General features: G+C 71.7%; 14 protein-coding genes. 8 read left to right on the top strand and 6 right to left on the bottom strand.

What is annotated here, in order from left to right:
- Positions 1-88: 88 nt before the first annotated feature.
- Complete coding sequence (locus ACZ407_RS01890) at positions 89-1,501, bottom strand: aminopeptidase P family protein (RefSeq protein ID WP_468124656.1); 1,413 nt, start codon at positions 1,499-1,501, stop codon at positions 89-91.
- A 151-nt stretch (positions 1,502-1,652) separates the two neighbouring features.
- Here ACZ407_RS01890 and ACZ407_RS01895 point away from each other — a divergent pair, with 151 nt between their 5' ends.
- Positions 1,653-2,636, top strand: a complete 984-nt coding sequence (locus ACZ407_RS01895; protein ID WP_468124657.1) for a LuxR family transcriptional regulator — start codon at positions 1,653-1,655, stop codon at positions 2,634-2,636.
- A gap of 73 nt (positions 2,637-2,709) precedes the next feature.
- A complete protein-coding gene (locus ACZ407_RS01900; protein ID WP_468124658.1) occupies positions 2,710-4,218 on the top strand; it encodes a DUF4246 domain-containing protein in 1,509 nt (502 codons plus the stop codon).
- 64 nt (positions 4,219-4,282) lie between these two features.
- Here the strand turns inward: ACZ407_RS01900 and ACZ407_RS01905 are convergent, their stop codons facing one another.
- From ACZ407_RS01905 to ACZ407_RS01915, 3 genes are all read right to left on the bottom strand, one after another.
- Positions 4,283-5,500: an acyltransferase family protein gene (locus tag ACZ407_RS01905; RefSeq protein WP_468124908.1), complete on the bottom strand. Its 1,218-nt coding sequence runs from the start codon at positions 5,498-5,500 to the stop codon at positions 4,283-4,285.
- 59 nt (positions 5,501-5,559) lie between these two features.
- A complete protein-coding gene (locus ACZ407_RS01910) occupies positions 5,560-7,653 on the bottom strand; it encodes a bifunctional polysaccharide deacetylase/glycosyltransferase family 2 protein (protein WP_468124909.1) in 2,094 nt (697 codons plus the stop codon).
- Positions 7,654-7,745: 92 nt separating this feature from the next.
- Positions 7,746-8,027 carry a hypothetical protein gene (locus tag ACZ407_RS01915; protein ID WP_468124659.1) on the bottom strand — a complete coding sequence of 94 codons (282 nt, stop codon included), beginning with the start codon at positions 8,025-8,027 and terminating at the stop codon, positions 7,746-7,748.
- A 318-nt stretch (positions 8,028-8,345) separates the two neighbouring features.
- Here ACZ407_RS01915 and ACZ407_RS01920 point away from each other — a divergent pair, with 318 nt between their 5' ends.
- Positions 8,346-9,284 (top strand): glycoside hydrolase family 16 protein, encoded by a 939-nt coding sequence (locus ACZ407_RS01920; protein WP_468124660.1) that lies wholly within the window; start codon positions 8,346-8,348, stop codon positions 9,282-9,284.
- 281 nt (positions 9,285-9,565) lie between these two features.
- Positions 9,566-11,863, top strand: coding sequence for a LamG domain-containing protein (locus ACZ407_RS01925; RefSeq protein ID WP_468124662.1), 2,298 nt, complete (start codon positions 9,566-9,568; stop codon positions 11,861-11,863).
- Between the two features lie 115 nt (positions 11,864-11,978).
- Here the strand turns inward: ACZ407_RS01925 and lpdA are convergent, their stop codons facing one another.
- Positions 11,979-13,382 (bottom strand): dihydrolipoyl dehydrogenase, encoded by a 1,404-nt coding sequence (gene lpdA, locus ACZ407_RS01930; RefSeq protein WP_468124663.1) that lies wholly within the window; start codon positions 13,380-13,382, stop codon positions 11,979-11,981.
- Positions 13,383-13,523: 141 nt separating this feature from the next.
- A complete protein-coding gene (locus ACZ407_RS01935) occupies positions 13,524-14,939 on the bottom strand; it encodes an amidase (RefSeq protein ID WP_468124665.1) in 1,416 nt (471 codons plus the stop codon).
- A gap of 505 nt (positions 14,940-15,444) precedes the next feature.
- On the opposite strand from ACZ407_RS01935, the gene ACZ407_RS01940 reads away from it, so the two are divergent.
- The 4 genes from ACZ407_RS01940 to ACZ407_RS01955 are packed head-to-tail and all read left to right on the top strand — an operon-like array spanning position 15,445 to position 17,966.
- Positions 15,445-16,623, top strand: a complete 1,179-nt coding sequence (locus tag ACZ407_RS01940) for an ATP-binding protein (protein WP_468124667.1) — start codon at positions 15,445-15,447, stop codon at positions 16,621-16,623.
- Positions 16,620-17,021 (top strand): roadblock/LC7 domain-containing protein, encoded by a 402-nt coding sequence (locus ACZ407_RS01945; protein WP_468124669.1) that lies wholly within the window; start codon positions 16,620-16,622, stop codon positions 17,019-17,021. Before ACZ407_RS01940 ends, ACZ407_RS01945 begins: the two co-directional genes overlap by 4 nt.
- Complete coding sequence (locus ACZ407_RS01950) at positions 17,018-17,398, top strand: DUF742 domain-containing protein (RefSeq protein ID WP_468124670.1); 381 nt, start codon at positions 17,018-17,020, stop codon at positions 17,396-17,398. The genes ACZ407_RS01945 and ACZ407_RS01950 overlap by 4 nt, the downstream gene beginning before the upstream one ends.
- Positions 17,373-17,966 (top strand): GTP-binding protein, encoded by a 594-nt coding sequence (locus ACZ407_RS01955; RefSeq protein ID WP_468124671.1) that lies wholly within the window; start codon positions 17,373-17,375, stop codon positions 17,964-17,966. Before ACZ407_RS01950 ends, ACZ407_RS01955 begins: the two co-directional genes overlap by 26 nt.
- The last annotated feature ends 4 nt before the right edge of the window (positions 17,967-17,970 follow it).

Genomic DNA, 17,970 nt, shown 5'->3' on the forward strand with positions numbered 1-17,970 from the left:
ATTTGTGTGTCACGCCGTCCGCTCTGCCCACCCCCCCCCCCCCCCCCCCTCCCCCCCCCCCCCCCCCCCCCCCCGCCGGCGCGTCCGGTCAGCCCGCGAAGCGGGCCATCCAGGCCTCGACCTCGTCGGCGGAGCGCGGGAGGCCCGCGGACAGGTTCTCGTGCCCGTCGGCCGTCACCAGCAGGTCGTCCTCGATCCGGACCCCGATGCCGCGCCACTCCTCGGGGACGGTGAGGTCGTCCGGCTGGAAGTACAGGCCGGGCTCGACGGTCAGCACCATGCCCGGCTCCAGCACGCCGTCCACGTAGTCCTCGTTGCGGGCCTCGGCGCAGTCGTGGACGTCCAGGCCGAGCATGTGGCCGGTGCCGGCCATGGTGAAGCGGCGCTGGAGCCCGAGCTCGTAGGCGCGGTCGGCCGGGCCCTCCAGGAAGCCCCACTCGACGAGCTTCTCGGCCAGGTGGCGCTGGGCGGCCACGTGGAAGTCGCGGTAGGCGGCGCCCGGCTTCACGGCCGCCATGCCCGCCTCCTGGGCCTCGTACACCGCTTCGTACACCTTGCGCTGCACGGGCGTGAAGGTGCCGCTGACCGGCAGCGTCCGGGTGACGTCGGCGGTGTAGAGCGAGTGCGTCTCCACACCGGCGTCGAGCAGCAGGAGGTCGCCGACGCGCACCGGGCCGTCGTTGTCGGTCCAGTGCATGATCGTGGCGTGCTCGCCGGCGGCGCAGATCGAGCCGTAGCCGACGGAGTTGCCCTCCAGCCGGGCGCGGCGGAAGAAGGTGCCCTCGATCCACCGCTCGGAGGAGGCGACGGCGCGCGAGAGCTCGCCCACGCAGTCGGTGAAGCCGCGCACGGTGGAGTCCACCGCCTTGCGCAGCTCGCCGATCTCCCAGTCGTCCTTGACGAGGCGGAGCCCGCTCAGGGCCTCCTCGAGTTCCTCGTCGCGCTCCGCGTCGGTGGTGACGGCGGCCTCCAGGGCCGGGTCGACTCCGCGCACGATGCGGGTGGGCACGCCGGGGGCGGCCGCCAGGTCGCTCGCGGCGGTGCGGACGTCGCGGCAGGCCAGCCCGAGCACGCGCTCCGACTCGGCGAGGGAGCGGCGGCGGCCCATCCACAGCTCGGCGGTGTAGCCGAGCCAGAACTCGTCGGTGTCCCGGCCGTCCCGCGGCAGCTGGTAGCAGTACGCGTCGTGGCCGCCGTCCGGGCGGGGTTCGAGCACGAGGGCGCAGTCGCGGGCCTGGTCGCCCGTCATGTGGACGTAGCCGGAGTACGGGCGGAACGGGTAGGTGTCGTCGTTCGAGCGGGCCTTGAGGTTGCCGGACGGGATCACGAGCCGCTCGCCCGGGAACAGCGCGGACAGCGCGGCGCGGCGGCGGGCCGCGTACGGGGCCTGCTCGTCCTGCGGCAGGTCGTGCTGCTCGGTGTCGGCCCAGCCCGTCCTCATCAGGGCGGACAGTTCCCCGGATACCTCCGAGTAGAGGCCGTTCTTGCGCGCCTTCGCCACGTCGTGCACCTTCTTCCGGACGGTTTCGACCGCGCCGAGGGGCCTCGGCGACCAGCGGAACGTACTGCGGAACGGCGCACCCCGGGGGTGCCCTGGTGCCAGTGGCACCGATCGGTCATGACTGGTGTCCGCGGGGGCCGATAATGCGGGCATGGCGAACGCGCGACTGGGCGAGGCACTGCGGCTCCTCGGGATCGGCACCCCGGCGGGCCGGGTGTACCTGGCCCTGCTGGAGCTCGCCCCCGCTCCGCTGTCCGTGATCGGGGAGGCGGCCGGGCTGGAGGGGGCCGGGCTCGCCGCGGCGTACGGGGAGCTGGTCGACGCCGGGCTGGCCAGCGCCGCCGGGGAGGGGGCGGACGTGGTGGCGCCGGTGCCGCCCGCCGCGGGGCTGGAGATCCTCGCCCGGCACCGGGCGGCCGAGCTGGAGGAGTCGCGCATCACGGTGGGCGGCGCCTTCGAGTCGTTCCGCCGCCAGCGGCTCGCCGCGTACAACGACCACCTCGTCGAGGTGGTGACCGGGGACGCGGTCGGCCGCCGGATGCGCCACGCGTGGGCCAGCGCCCGCGAGCAGATCCGTCAGCTGGACTCGCCGCCCTACTTCCCGCTGCCGGGGGCCACCGACGACGCACTGGCGACGCTCGCCCGCGGGGTGACCCAGCGCGTCGTCTACTCGCGGGCTTCGCTGGAGGTGCCCGGGCAGCTGGAGACGGCCATCGAGCCGTGCATCGAAGCGGGCGAGCAGGCCCGGGTGGTTCCGGTGGTGCCGGTCAAGCTGGTGATCATCGACGAGGCGTACGCCCTGGTGTCCCTGTCGATCAGGGAGGCGGACGTGCACAACACCATGCTGGTGGTGCAGCCGTGCGGCCTGCTGTCCGCGCTGGTCGCGCTGTTCGAGCAGACCTGGCAGGCCGCGCTCCCCCTGCACGGCCGCGCCGCGGGACCGGTGGGGATGTCCTCGGCCGACCGCCGTCTGCTGCGGCTCCTCGCCGGCGGTGCGACCGACGAGGTCATCGCCCGTGAACTGGGCATCAGCCGCCGCACCTTCTTCCGCAGGCTCCAGATCCTGATGGCCCGCCTGGGCGCCGAGAACCGCTTCCAGATGGGCCTGCAGGCGCACCGCAACGGCTGGCTCTGACGCGGTCGGGGCGGTGTCGGTGCGCTGACGTATCCTTCCGGCCACCGCACACCAGCTCGGAGGAACAAGAGAATTGAGCGCCCTGTCCCCCTTCCCGCTGCCCTTCCTCACCTCGCACACCGCGGCGTTCGCGCCTCCGCGGACGCTGCGGGAACTGCAGATGATCCGGTGCAGTGCGCACATCCGGTCCAAGCCCGGGTGGTTCGAGAAGATGAACGATGCCGGCGTCGCGGCCCGGTGGACGCAGGAAGCCGTCGCGCAGGGACTCACCGAGGCGCAGGTCCGCTACGTCCTGGCCGAACTCGCGCACTACGCCGCCCTGCGGGACGCGCGTACGGGCGCCGAGGTGTCCGCGGTCGACGGGGTGTGGCAGTCGGACACGCTGGTCGACGAGGAGCTCCGGGCCCGGCTGCGTGAGGCGGTCCGGGTGCTGGAGGAGGTGCCCCCGGCCGCGCAGGACTGGCATCCCGGATCCGACGGCCAGGTGCTGGACCTGGTGCATCCCTCGCTGTTCTGCCTGGTGCGCGAGGTGAGCGGCGGACCGGCGCAGGCCTGGCGCAATCCGACGAACCACTACGCGAAGCACGAGTTCTCCGAGAAGTTCCAGTGGCTGCCCACGGACGTCGAGGTCGGCGGGGACGGCGAGGTCTCCTTCCGCTCGTACGTCAACAACGTGCACCCGGAGGACCACCGCGAGCTGGCTGCCGTGCTCCCGGACCTGTTCGCGCGCATGCTCCCGCTCCTGGAGAACGTGCTCACCGATCTGCGCCATCCGCGGCCGCTGCGCATCGAGGCCGACCCGTACGGGTGGTACGGAGAGCAGCCGCAGTACCCCGCCAAGGCCGACTACGGCGACGAGGAGGCCTGGGCGGCGGCCTGCCGTGCGTGGGAGCTGGCGCAGGACGCCTGGTGGGAGAACCGCCGTCCGGTGGTCCCGGACGCCCCGGAGTTCACCGCGCCCGAGGTGCCCGAGGGGTCCGCCCGGGTGGACCTGCGCGGCCGGCGGCTCCAGGTCATCGTGAAGCTGGCCACCATCCACCTCACCCCGGAGAAGCCCGAGTACGCCGGCGGCTCCTGGCACGTCGAGGGGATGCTGAACGAGCGGATCGTCTCGACCGGCATCTACTACTGGGACAGCGAGAACGTCACCGAGAGCCGGCTGGGGTTCCGGGCGGCGCTCGACGACCCGGAGTACGAGCAGAGCGACGACAACGGGGTGCGCGAGGTCTACGGGCTGGAGGACGAGGACGCCCTGAACCAGGTGCTGGGATCGGTGTCCACCCCGGCGGGCCGCTGCCTGGCGTTCCCGAACGTGCTGCAGCACCGCGTCGCCCCGTTCCGCCTCGCGGACGGCACCCGCCCGGGGCACCGCAAGATCCTCGCGTTCTTCCTGGTGGACCCGTCGGTGCGGATCGTCTCGACCGCCGACGTGCCCCCGCAGCAGCCGTGGTCCGAGAGCTCGACCATGACGCTCGACCAGGCCCGGGCCTTCCGCGAGGAGCTCATGCAGGAGCGCAAGTTCTTCGTCGCCGAGCACAACGAGCAGCTCTACGAGCGGGAGTTCTCCCTCTGCGAGCACTGACCCCGCGGGCCGGGGCCGGCTGCACCGCCGGCCGGAGGCGATCGCAGGCCGGGGCGCCGGGCCGTCAGCCGGTGGCCCGGCGCCTGCCGCGGCGGCGCGGGTACGGCAGGAGGCGGGGCCGGCGTTTCGCGGCGAGGTCTTCGACCCAGCCGAAGGCCACCACCAGGAGGACGAGCAGGGGGACCGCCACCAGCAGCGTGAACCACTGGCTGGCCAGCAGCCACTGGAAGTGGGCGTAGACGAACTCGACGCTCCACAGGGGGTCGATCAGCGGGACGGCGGCCACCAGCGCGGTCTCGTGCCACAGGTAGACGCTGACGGCGCGTGCGTTGAGCAGCCCGACCAGGCCGTTCCAGCGTTCGAGCGGCCTGGGCCACTGCCCCCAGGACGGGCTGATGTGCAGCAGGAGGGCGACGAAGCCCAGGGACCACAGGGCCTGGGCGATCGGCCAGGACTCGATGTCGGTGGCCTCGGTCGGGTAGACGGGCCGGGTCTGGAGGTACCAGTAGCCGGCCACCATGACCAGGGGGGCGACGGACGGCACGACGTACTGCGGGATCTTCTTGAGCAGCCCCTCCTGGTGGGCCATGCCGAGGATCCAGCAGGAGCCGAACACGGCGAAGTCGCCGGCGGTCTCCCAGACCCGGCTGTAGACGAACTCCTGCTCGGCGAAGAAGGTGTTCATCACGATGGCCAGCGCCAGGGGCGCGCACAAGGTCGGCACCGGACGGCTTCGCAGGGCGCGGAGCATCAGCGGTGAGAGCAGCACGAACCACAGGTAGGCGCGGAGGTACCAGAGCGGCACGGTGATCTGCTCGGCCCAGGACTGCTCCACGTGGTGGTGGAAGCCCCCCGGGTCGTCGGCGTACGGCGGGGTGCTGAGCGGCAGCAGCCAGAAGGCCAGCTTGGTCCACCACCAGGTGGGGTGGCCCTCGGAGTCGGGGCCCCAGCCGTCGAGGATCTGGAGGGCGACCACAAGGGCGCCGAACAGCCACATCGGGGGCAGCAGGCGGCGCAGCCGGCCGCGGATCACGCCGAGGGCGGGGCGGCCGAGCGAGCGGGCCATCAGCGAGCCGGCCAGCGCGAACATGACGCCCATGGAGGGGAAGACCAGGGGCAGCCAGGCCCAGCCGAACTGGTGGTAGAGCACCACGCGGCCGAGGGCCAGGGCGCGCAGCAGGTCGAGGTAGCGGTCCCGGCCGCCCTGGGGGCCCGGGGCGGGTGCGGGGCCGGCTGCCGGGGCGGGGGTGGCGGGAGCCGCCGGACCGGACGCGGCCCGCAGCCCCGCGGGGACGCGCAGCCGGAGGGTGTCCTGGGTGCGGCGGAAGTCTGCGGATGCGGTCACGGCCGGGCCTCCACCGGTACGGCGACCTCGCCGGTGCGCCGGAGCTTCTGCCAGCGCAGCCGGCCGCCGGTCAGTGCCGTGATCGCCGACTGGAGCAGGACGATGTACATCAGCTGCCGGTAGACCAGCTGCTGGATCGGCAGGCTGATCAGGTGCCACGGCTTCTCGCGGTCGAGCCGGAAGGCGTACCAGGACAGGGCGGCCTGGAGCAGGATGAACCCGCCCCAGCTGGTGAGGGTGAGGGCGGCGTCCCCGAACAGCACGCCGTACAGCAGGAACATGTCGACCAGCGGGGCCAGGAGCGGGGCGACCACGCCGAACAGGACGACGAGGGGCAGGCCGATGCGGCCGAAGCGCCCGGCGGGGCCGCGGGAGGTCACCGCGCCGCGGTGCTTCCACAGCGCCTGCATGCTGCCGTAGCTCCAGCGGTACCGCTGGGACCAGAGCTGCTGGAGGCTGGCCGGGGCCTCGGTCCAGGCGCGGGCGTGTTCGGCGTACACGATCCGCCAGCCGTCGCAGAGCACCGCGATGGTGATGTCGGTGTCCTCGGCGAGGGTGTCGTCGCTCATTCCGCCGGCCTGCCGGAGGGCCTGCTTGCGGAAGGCGCCGACCGCGCCGGGGATGGTGGGGATGACGCCCAGCACGTCGTACATGCGGCGGTCCAGGTTGTGGCCGAGGACGTACTCGATGTGCTGCCAGGCGCCGATGAGGCTGTCGCGGTTGCCGACCTTGGCGTTGCCGGCGACCGCGCCGATCGCGGGGTCGCCGAAGGGCTGGACCAGCTCGCGCACGGTGGACGGCTCGAAGACGGTGTCGCCGTCCATCATCACGACGATGTCGTACGAGGCGGCCGCGATCCCCGTGTTGAGGGCGCTGGACTTGCCGCCGTTGGGCTGGCGGATCAGCCGGACGAACGGCAGGGCCATCTCCTCGACGATGTCCGCGGTGCCGTCCGTGGAGCCGTCGTCGATGACGATCACTTCGATGGGATGGTCCCCGGCCGCCAGCGAGTTGAGGGTGTTCGCGATGCACTCGCGCTCGTTGTAGGCGGGGACGAGCACGGTGACGGGCTCGGTGACGGGAGCTCCCCAGGCGTTGCGGCGCTTGGCGCGGCGCGCGTGGACCGGGGCGAGGACGATCATCAGCGCGAACCGGCCGAAGTTGAGGAAGCCGACGACGGCCAGCAGCCCGACGAGCACCGGCAGGGTGAGGACGGCGACGTGGGTGGCCCAGAGGAACCCCCGGCCCGCCCACAGCCGGAATCCGTGCACGGGCACGGTGGCGCTGGAGGCGCCGAGCGCGTCGGAGATGGTGGTGAAGCGGTAGCCCTGGGCCTGCAGCCGGTCGATGATCTGCCCGAGCGCGGTGAGGGTCTGGGTGCGGTCGCCGCCCGCGTCGTGCAGCAGGATGAGCGCGCCCGCACCCGGCTTGCGGGGCATGGCCGCCTCGACGATCTTCTCGACGCCGGGGCGCTTCCAGTCGTCGGTGTCGCGGTCGATGAACGCGGTGAGGTAGCCGCGCTTGCCCACGTACTTGATCACCGGATAGTTCCAGTCGTCCAGCGCCGAGGCGTCGGAGGAGTACGGCGGCCGGAACAGCGCGCTGTGCACGCCCGCCACGCCGGCGAGGGCCAGCTGCGTCTGGGCCAGCTCCCAGCTGATCCGGGCGTGCGACTGGTACACGAGGTCGGGGTGGGTGAAGGTGTGCACGCCGAGTTCGTGCCCGCCCGCGACGATCTTCCGGATCAGCTCGGGGTTGCGGGTGGTCATGGCACCGGTGACGAAGAAGTCCGCACGGACGTTGCGGGCCGCGAGCACCTCCAGGATCTTCGGGGTCCACTTCGGGGAGGGACCGTCGTCGAAGCTCAGGACGGCGGTGCGGTCGGGGATGCGGTAGCTGACGGGGTCCGCGTTCTTCGCTCCGCGCGCGTCGATGACGGGGCCGCCCTTGAGCAGGTGCTGCGGCACGGTCGTCTTGTCCACGGAGATCGCGATCCGGGAGTCGTGGAACGCCTCGTTGGTCGCGAGGCCGCGCAGGACCAGGAGCGCGAGCAGGCAGGCCAGCAGGGACAGCGGCATGAAGAAGCGCAGCGGAGGCGCGGCCAGTCTGCGCGGCCTCAGCAGGGAATGCCGGGGTCGCTGGTGCCGGGACAATGACGCTCCTGAAACGGGGTGGTGCGCAGCTACGACGGCGCGGGGGACGGCGACGGGGCGGGGGGTTGCGAGGGCTGCGGCGGTACGCCCATCGCCGGGGCGTCGGCCTGTACGCCGATCAGGCTGCCGGCCATGGCGGCCGCGAGGACCGCGCCGACCAGGGAGACCGGCCAGCCGAAGCCCCGCAGGAGGCGGCCGCGGTGGCCCGTCCGGTCGACGAAGACGGGTGCGGGAGCGGGCTCCTCGAAACCCGGCCCGGTTATCGGGTGCCGGGTCCGGTGGGCGTTTCCGCGTCCGCCGCCGGAATTCATGTCTGGGCGCACCTTGCGAGGCCTTTCAGTGCAGGGTACGGAGACCGCGGGATTGCATGGCGAACGCTAGTGCACGAGGTCGATTCGACCAGGGGGCGATGTCTGCATTTGGCGCGTTCTGCCCTTGTGCCGTAACCGGATCGAAATGCCGATCGGCGATACCGGCCGGTATACCTGCACGTACGGCGGCCGGGCCGGAATACGCGTGAGGGACCTTAGGATGGCCCGGCAATTGCCGCCATTGATCACTCATTCATTGATCATTCCGTCATCGATCTTCGATTCCGATCTCCGCATGCCGGTCTTCAGGGAGTCCTCGTGAGCAAGCCCCGCCGCATCCCTCGTCGCCTCGCGTGGGCGGCGCTCACCGTGCCCGCCCTGCTGTGCGCACTCGCCGCCTGCTCCGCGGGGCCGGGCGACGACGCCGCCGCTCCCGCGCCCAGCGCCCCGCCGGCCCCGGCCGGGCCGCCGGGAACCCTGTTCGACGACTTCCACTACGGCGGCCCCGACGACCCGTCGCTCGCGGCCAACGGCTGGGAGGTGCGGACCGGCGGGGGCGGCCCCGGGATCAGGGACACCTGGTCGGCGGCCGGTGTCGGCTTCCCTGCCGACGCGGACGCCCAGGGCGGCCGGGTGCTGCGGCTGCGGTCCGTCACCGACGGCACCGCGGGCGGCACCCGGCAGACCGAGGTGCAGAGCACCGGGACCCCGCTCTTCACGGGCACCTTCGCCGCGCGGGTCCGCTTCGGCGACGAGCCCGCGAGCGGCCGCAACGGGGACCACGTGGTCGAGACCTTCTTCCCGATCTCGGCCTCGGACGCATCGGCCGACTACAGCGAACTCGACTACGAGTACATGCCGAACGGGGGCTGGGGCTCGGTGGGTCCGCAGCTCGACACGACGAGCTGGTTCAAGGCCGATCCGCCGGACCGGGTCACCCACGCGCTGAGGGAGCGCATCGAGGGCTGGCACCTTTTGATGATCACCGCAATGGACGGAAAGGTCACCTATTCCCTCGACGGCAGGGATCTGTTCACCAGTTCCGGAAAGTACGTGCCGCGCGAGAAGATGGACATCCACTTCAGCAACTGGTTCATCGACCTCCCGTTCACGGGTGCGCCGCGTACGTGGGACATGAAAGTCAACTGGTTCTACCACAAGGCCGGCGAGGCCGTTTCCGCGGCGGAAGTGCAAAAGGCGGTGGATTCCTTCTACGCATCGGGCACCCACCACGTCGACACCATCCCGAAGTCCTGACCGGAGGACCGGATCTGACGCCCTGTGACGCCCGGCTCCGGCGCCGCCGGACCGGGGTTGTTCCAATCTGGTAACAGGTGGCCGGCCGCAGCGGGGGGCGGAGCGACCGTGCTGCACCCAACTCCCTTGACAGTAAACGTATTTGACGCTCAGTCATCTGTAATCGGAAGGTAACGGTCAGGCATCTCGCCACCCTTGCCCGTTTGCCCGAATTTCTCCGCCGTCACGCTCTGGCACGCTTTCGCCGACCTCATCCCTCCATCCAGATCTTCGAGGCATCCATGAGCGAAAGACGACGTCACGGGCGCAGATCCAGAGGGGCCGCGGCGGCCCTGGTGCTGGCGATGGCCGGAGCCGGGGCCGGAGGCGCCCTCGCGCTGGTGCCGCAGGCCTCGGCCGTCACCCCGCCGGTGTCCTTCACCGCCGACAACCTGGCCACCTGGCAGACCAACGGCATCGTGTGGGCACTGGCCCAGGTGAACGGGACCGTGTTCGCCGGCGGCACCTTCTCCCAGGTGCGGCCGCCCGCGGGTGCGGCCGACGCGCCGCAGGACGTCGTGAACTTCGCCGCGCTGGACGCCGCGACCGGCACCCCCACCGGGTGCCGGCTCTCCTTCACCACGACCAGCAGCACCGCCACCGTGCGCGCCCTCGTCGTCTCGAAGGACAAGAAGACCCTGTACGCGGGCGGCCGGTTCGGCGCCGTCAACGGTGTCCGGGTGTCCAACGTCGCCGCGATCGACATCGCGACCTGCACCCCCAAGGCCGCCTTCCACCCCGGCTTCTCCGCCACCGTCCGGGCGCTCGCCGTCTCGGACAGCGCGCTGTACGCGGCCGGCGACTTCGGCACCGTCCAGGGGCAGACCCGCCAGAAGTTCGCCGCGGTGGACGCCGCCACCGGGGCGCTGAAGCCGTTCACCGCGAACGCCGACGAGGCGGGCCGGGCGATCGAGCTCACCCCGGACGGCAAGAGCGTGCTCCTCGGCGGGGACTTCTTCACCGTCAACGGTGCGGGGAGCCACGCCCTGGCGGTGGCCGACGCGGCGTCCGGTGCGGTGCGCAAGACGTACAACTCCTTCCACCGCCTGTCGGTGGTCATGGACATAGCCACCGACGCGAACGGCTTCTACACGGGCAACCAGGGCAACGCCGGCGGGGTCTTCGACGGGCGCACCGCCTTCTCCCTGAGCGACTTCTCCGAGCGCTGGCGGGACCGCTGCCTGGGCGCCACGCAGAACGTCCTGCCGTACCAGGGCACGCTGTACATCTCCTCCCACGCGCACAACTGCGCCACCGAGGGCGAGTTCCCGGACGACGGCAAGCGCCGCTACCTGATGGCCCAGCCCACGCAGCACTCGGGCACGGCCCCGGCCCCGGTGGACGGGTACGTCCCCGGCCCTCGCAAGCTGGGCTGGTTCCCCGCCGTGAACGGCGGCATCGGGGAGGGCGTCGGCCCGCGCGTCATGACCGTGGCGGCCAAGGACGACACCGCGTACATGTGGGTCGGCGGCGAGTTCACCACCGTCAACGGCAAGCCGCAGCAGGGCCTGACCCGCTTCGCGTCCGCCGGGGACAGGGGCGCCCCGACCACGCCGGTGGCCTCCGCCGCCGCCGTCAAGCCCGGTGAGGTGCAGGTCCGCTGGCGGACCGCCTTCGACGCCGACGACAGCCGGCTGACGTACCGGATCTACCGCAACGGGGCGGCCGCGCCCGTGCACACGACGACCGCCGACTCCCTGGAGTTCGAGCGGCGGCAGGCCTCCTGGACCGACACCGCGGTCACGGCCGGCCAGACGTACACCTACCGGGTCTCGGCCACCGACGGCGCGGGCAACACCAGCGCCAAGTCGGCGACCGTCTCCGTGACGGTCCCGGCCGCCCCGCAGGCGTACCCGAACCAGGTCCGCGCGGACGGCGCCCAGCTCTACTGGCGCTACGACGACACGGTCAGCCCGTACGTGGCCGACTCCTCCGACGGCGGCAACACCAGCGGGATCCAGGTGGGGGCTCCGGCCCTGCGGCAGTCCCCCGGCGCCGTCACCGGCCCGAGCACGGCCATGGGCTTCAACGGCACGAGCCAGCAGGTCTACAGCGACCACCGCCAGTCCGTGGGCAGCGCCTACTCGGTCGAGACCTGGTTCCGGACCGGCACCACGCGCGGCGGGAAGCTGGTCGGCTTCGGCAGCCACACCACCTGGCTCAGCAGCCAGTACGACATGCACCTGTACATGACCGACACCGGCCGCCTGGTCTTCGGGGTGTACCCGGGCTCCGTGTACACCCTGGCCACGCCGTGGTTCGAGACGTACAACGACGACAAGTGGCACCACGTGGTCGCCACGCAGGGGCCGGCCGGCACGGTCCTGTACGTCGACGGACAGGCCAAGGCCACGTCGAGCGTCACCACCCACTCGGCCTACACGGGCTACTGGCACGTCGGCGGCGACAACCTGGGCGGGTGGCCGAGCCGCCCCTCCAGCGACCTGTTCGCCGGGCAGATCGACGAGACGGCCGTCTACCCGAAGGCCCTCACCGCGGCCCAGGTCAAGAACCACTTCACGCTGGGCACGACCCCGTAGCCGCCCTCCCGGCCGCCCGACGGCCGGGAGGCCCGGCGGTCCGGCAGTCCGGCAGTCCGGCAGTCCGGCAGTCCGCGGGGGCGCTCGTACGCAGAGCGCCCCCGCGGGCTCCGCTTCAGAAGTTGATCATGTGACCCGCGATGCCGTGGACGGCCTCCTTGACGGCCTCGCCCAGGGTCGGGTGCGCGTGCACGTTGCGGGCGACCTCGTGGACGGTCAGGTCCCACTGCTGGGCCAGCGTCAGCTCGGGCAGCAGCTCGGTCACGTCGGGGCCGATGAGGTGGGCGCCGATGATCTCCCCGTACCGCGCGTCGGCGATGATCTTCACGAAGCCGGTGGCGTCCCCGAGGCCGTGCGCCTTGCCGTTGGCGGTGAAGGGGAACTTGGCGACCTTGACGTCGAAGCCCTTCTCGCGGGCCTGCGCCTCGGTCCAGCCGAAGCTGGCGATCTGCGGCTGGCAGTAGGTGGCCCGCGGGATCATCGGGTAGTCGAGCTCCATCGTCTCGGCCCCGGCGATGGTCTCGGCCGCGACCACGCCCATGGCCTCGGCGGTGTGCGCCAGCATCAGCTTGGCGGTGACGTCGCCGATGGCGTAGATGTGCGGCACCGAGGTGCGGCAGCGGCCGTCCACCTCGATCGCACCGCGCTCGCCGAGGGCCACACCGGTGGCCTCCAGCCCGTATCCGGTCACGTTCGGCGCGAAACCGATGGCCTGGAGGACCTTGTCGGCCTCCAGCACCCGCTGCGCCCCGTCCTTGCCGGTGACGGTGACGCGGACCCGCGGCCCGGACGCGTCGATCGACTCCACCCGGGTCGAGGTCAGCACGTCGATGCCGAGCTTGCGGTACTGCTTGGCCAGCTCCTTGGAGACCTCCTCGTCCTCCAGCGGGGCGATGCGGTCCAGGAACTCGACGATGGTGACCTTCACGCCGTAGTTGTGCAGGACGTACGCGAACTCGATGCCGATGGCGCCCGCCCCGGCGATCACGATCGACTGCGGCACGTCCTCGGCGAGGATCTGCTCCTCGTACGTCACCACCCGCTCGCTGCGGGCGGTCCCGGGCAGCAGGCGCGGGGTGGCGCCGGTGGCGATGATGCAGTGCCCGAAGGTGATCGTCTCCACCGCGCCGCCGGCCGAGGCGACCTGGAGGGTGTTCGGGTCGAGGAAGGTGCCCCGGCCGTCGAACTCGGTGATCCCGTTCTTCTTCATCAGGTAGTGGACGCCCTTGACCCGGCCGTCGGCGACCGTGCGGCTGCGGCGGAACGCCTCGCCGTAGTCGAAGGTGACGGTGCCCTCCACCTTGATCCCGAAGGTCTTGGCCTCGTGCTGGAAGAGGTGCGCGAGCTCCGCGTTGCGCAGCAGGGCCTTGGTCGGGATGCAGCCGACGTTCAGGCAGACCCCGCCCCAGTACTTCTCCTCCACGACCGCGACCGACCTGCCCAGCTGGGCGGCGCGGATGGCGGCGACGTATCCGCCGGGTCCGGCTCCGAGTACGACCACGTCGAAATGCTTGGACACGGGTATTCCTTGGCGTAAGGAGCGGCCCGGCGGAGTCGGTTCGCCACCCTGCCCGCGGCCGCTGCGGTCATTGCACAACGCAGGCAACGTACTACGGGCGTCCGCCCCGGGGCCTTCGGGGCCGTGCGGCTGCGGCCGGTGTCACACGTCCTGGATCCGCCGGAAGGGCCGGTCGGCCTCCAGCTCGAATGCGAGCTCCAGCAGCTTCCGTTCGCCGCCGGGGCGGGCGGAGAAGAGGACTCCGACGGGCAGCCCGTCCTCCGTCGCCGTCGCGGCGGGCAGCGAGAGCGAGGGGGTGCCGACCACGTTGTCCACCGGCGTGAACGCCACGTACGCGAGGATCCGCTCGATCAGCGTCGCGTACGGAACGGCCGGGCTGAGGTGCCCGAGCCGCGGGGTGGTGTGGGCGAGGACCGGGGAGAGGACGAGGTCCAGCCCGCGGAACCCGGCCGCGTACGCCGCCTTCGTCTGCTTCAGCCGGCGCAGCACCCCCGGCGTGCGCCGCCAGTCGGCGAGGTAGGTCTCGCGCAGTCCGCGGCTGAGGCCGTCCATGCGGCGCCGGTCGAAGTCCGCGCCGAGGGTCCGCCCGGTGGCGCCGAGGAGGAAGGAGAGCATCCCCCAGTACGTGAGGAAGTCGTCGGTGAACCGGGGGTCGATGGCGAGCTCCAGCGGCTGCACGGTGTGCCCGAGGGCTTCGAGCCGCTGCGCGGTCTGCACGACCGCGTCCCGGGTGGCCGGGTCGGAGCGGACCCCGTTGGGCGAGTCCGTCAGGAAGCCGATGCGCAGCCGCCGGGGCGAGGGGCCTTCGACGAGGCCCAGGGGCGGGAGGGCGGGGTTGCGCCGGTGGTTCTCGGCGGCGGCGAGGAAGGCGGCGGCATCCCGTACGGAACGGCTCACGATGCCGTCGGAGACGATGTCCAGGGGCAGTTGGCGGCTCTGGGCGTTCGTCACGACCCGCCCGCGGGTCGGCTTGAGGCCGACGAGCCCGCAGCAGGCCGCGGGTATGCGGATCGATCCCCCGCCGTCGTTGGCGTGTGCGAGGGGGACCGCGCCGGCGGCGACGAGCGCCGCGCTGCCCCCGGAGGAGCCGCCCGCCGAGTATCCGGTGTGCCACGGGTTGCGGACCGGCTCGGCGCCCTCGTACTCCGTGCTCGGGCTGAAGCCGAACTCGGGGAGCCGGGTCTTGCCGAGCACGGTGACCCCGGTGCTCAGGAACTGCCGGGTGAAGGGGGCGTGCCGGCGTGCGGGCCGCGGGGTGAAGGCCGCGCTGCCGTGGCCGGTGGGCAGTCCGCGGTAGTCGGTGTTGTCCTTGACGAAGGTCGGGACCCCGGCGAAGGCGCCGCCCGGGACGGCGGCGGTTTCCGGGACGTCGAGGTGCAACTGGACGGCGTGCAGCCGCCCTTCGACCGCACGTACGCGTGCGGCCGCGTCCCGGGCCGCCTCGGCGGCACCGACCTCGCCGCGCCGGATGGCCGCGGCGAGGCCGACTGCGTCGTGCTCCCCCAGGGCGTCGTCCCGGAAGGCGTGCACCGTCACCCGCTCGTCGAAAGTCGTCACCGCTGCCTCTGTCCCCGGCCGTGTGGATGGTCGCCGCCATCATTCCCTACCGGCAGGTAACACGCGAGGGTCCGGGACCTGTTGATCGGCGGCCGGGGGCAGGACGGACGGGAGGGGGCCGGCGGCGCGGCACCGGCGGGCGCAGCGCCGGCGGGCGGCAATTCCCCGTTCTCCACAGCTAAGCCCCGAATGCCCTAGATGGCGTTTACGGGACACAGTGCCATGCAGTGCGCAGTTCCGAGGGGAAAGTTCTCCGGAGTTCAATGACTTCTGCGTAAACCGCTCGAAACACGCCAATGGCCGCTGCGCAACGACTCGTTGACGGTCGGTCACCTGCTCACAGCCGGTGATACGATCATCGCACTTGCGGGGCGGCGGACGGGCGCAAAACGACACCTCCGACCACGGCGACCATCCGGCGGACCCCCCAGTACGGACGGGTCCACCGGTCCATCCGCGCGGGCGGAATTCAGCAACTGGCCATCAGTCGCCTGAAGAGAGTCTTATGACGCAGTACATACAGAACCCAGTTCTCTGGGCCCTCCTCCTCGTCACCCTCGGCGCATTCGCGGTCATCGTTCGCCAGCGCAGGGCGGCCCGGGCCCTGCGGCACGAGATCGAAGAGGTCAAGTCTCATTATGCAGACCTGGAGAACACTTTCTCCAGATCCGTGGAAACCGAGAAGGAACGGGCCCAGGAAGCGACGAAGTCGGTTCTCAAGTCCGCGATGCGCACCCTCCAGGGCCTCGCCGCCGAACAGCAGTCGGTCCTCTCCGGACTGCAGAGCAAGTACGGCGAGTCGGTGATCCTCGAAGACCTCCTGGAGATCGACCACACGAACTCCCAGTTCGGCCGGCGGGCCCAGTCCATCGCCGTCCTGTGCGACGGCTGGCTGGGACGGCAGCGCGAAATCGCCTCGGTCTACGACGTGGTCCGCAGCGCCCAGGGCAGGATCCGCCACTTCCGGCGGGTGGAAATCCTCTCGCAGGTCGATTTCGGCATCACCAGCCGTGCCGTGGAGCCGCTGGCCCTCGCCCTCGCCGAACTGCTCGACAACGCGACGAGCTATTCCAACCCGAACTCCGTCGTCGAAATCAACATCCGCACCGTGCCCAAGGGCGTCTGCATCGTCGTCGACGACGCCGGTGTCGGCATGAACGACGAGGAGCGGGCCCGGGCCGAGAAGCTCCTGTCCACCGAGCGGGTCTCCGGGGTCTCCGGCCTCGGCAGCCCCCCGCAGTTCGGCTTCGCGGTGATCGGCGTGCTCTGCGAGCGCTTCGGCTTCGAGGTCTCGGTGGACTCCAGCTCCCCGTACGGAGGCGTCCGCGCGGTCGTCCTCCTGCCGCACGACCTGCTCACCGCCATGCCGGAGCGCCAGGCCCCGGCCCCGGCCGGCCCCGTCTCGGTGGCCCCCGCCGCGGCGGGCACGGGCGGCCCCGAGCGCGCGGTGGCCGTGGCCTCGACCGCCGACGGCCTGCCCAAGCGCGTCCGCAAGCGGCCGATCGCCATCGTGCCGGGCGGCACGGGGGCGGCGCCCGGCGCGGGCCGCTCCGGCACCGAGACCGCGGCGATCATGGGTGCCTTCCAGCGGGGCACGCAGTCGGGACGGGCCACGCGCGGGGGCGCGGCGGACCAGGCGAACAGCACACGTGATGCAAGCAGTGAAGGGCATGAGGTCTCGTGAACAACGATCTGTCATGGATGCTCGACAGCGCCTTGGAGATTCCCGGGGCGCTGCACGCGGTCCTGGTCTCCGCCGACGGCCTGCTGATGGCCCGGACCAAGGACATCGGCAAGGACAACGCGGACACGGTGGCCGCCGCCATGAGCGGGGTGCAGTCGCTCAGCCGCTCCCTCGGCTTCTTCATCGACGAGGGCCGGATGCAGTGGCGGCAGACCCTGGTCGAGTTCGACGGGGGCTGGGTCTTCCTGATCTCCGCGGGTGAGGGCGCGTACCTGGGGGTCTCGGCCTCGCCGGACGTGGACATGCAGGACATCACCTTCCGGATGCAGCAGCTGGTCGGGCAGCTCGGGAAGGCCCTGACCACGCCGCCGCGCGAGAACCTCGGCCTGCGCTCATGAACGCCTTCGACGGCGAACACGGGCCCGGGTCGGCGGATTTAGTCCGCCCGTACGTCATCACCAAGGGGCGCGGGCTGCCGGACGAGGCGCAGCTGTCGCTGATCACCCTGGTCACCGCGGCGGGCGACGGGCGGCAGCGGCCGACCCAGCTGTCCCCCGAGGAGCAGGGCCTGCTGGAGCTGTGCACCGCCGGCTACCTCTCGGTCGCCGAGATCGCGGGGCACACCAGGCTGCCCATGGGTGTGGTGAAGATCCTCCTGTCCGCCCTCACCGAGCGCGGCTACCTCATCACCCGCCCTCCCGTGCAGCGCGCTCCGCTCGCGGACCGGCACATACTGGAGGAGGTACTGGATGGTCTCCGCGCCAAGTTTGGATGAACAGGCGTACGTCCGCGCCGGAGCGACGCAGACCGCGGTGAAGATCCTCGTCGTCGGTCACTTCGCCGTGGGCAAGACCACCTTCATCCGTGCGATCTCGGAGATCCCTCCGCTGTCCACGGAGGAGACGATGACCCGGGCCGGGGAGCTCTTCGACGACCTCAAGGGGGTCCGCGGCAAGACCACCACCACGGTGGCCATGGACTTCGGCCGGCTGACCATCAGCGAGCGCGTGGTGCTGTACCTGTTCGGGACGCCCGGGCAGCAGCGCTTCGTGCAGATGTGGGAGGACATGGCCCGGGGCGCGCTCGGCGCGCTCGTGCTCGTGGACCCCGAGCGGCTGGCGGACTCCTTCGGCGTGATCGACCTGATCGAACAGTACGGTCTGGACTACGCGATCGCCGTCAACCGCTTCGACGGCAATCCCGGCCGGGAGGAACGGGCCCTGCGCGAAGCGCTGGACCTGCTCGACGACACCCCGGTCGTCACCTGCGACGCGCGCGACAGGAAGTCCTCCGCCGACGCGCTGATCACACTCGTCCGGCACCTGCTGGACCGAGCCCACTAGGAAA

The organism is Streptomyces sp. NPDC030809, assembly GCF_055572195.1.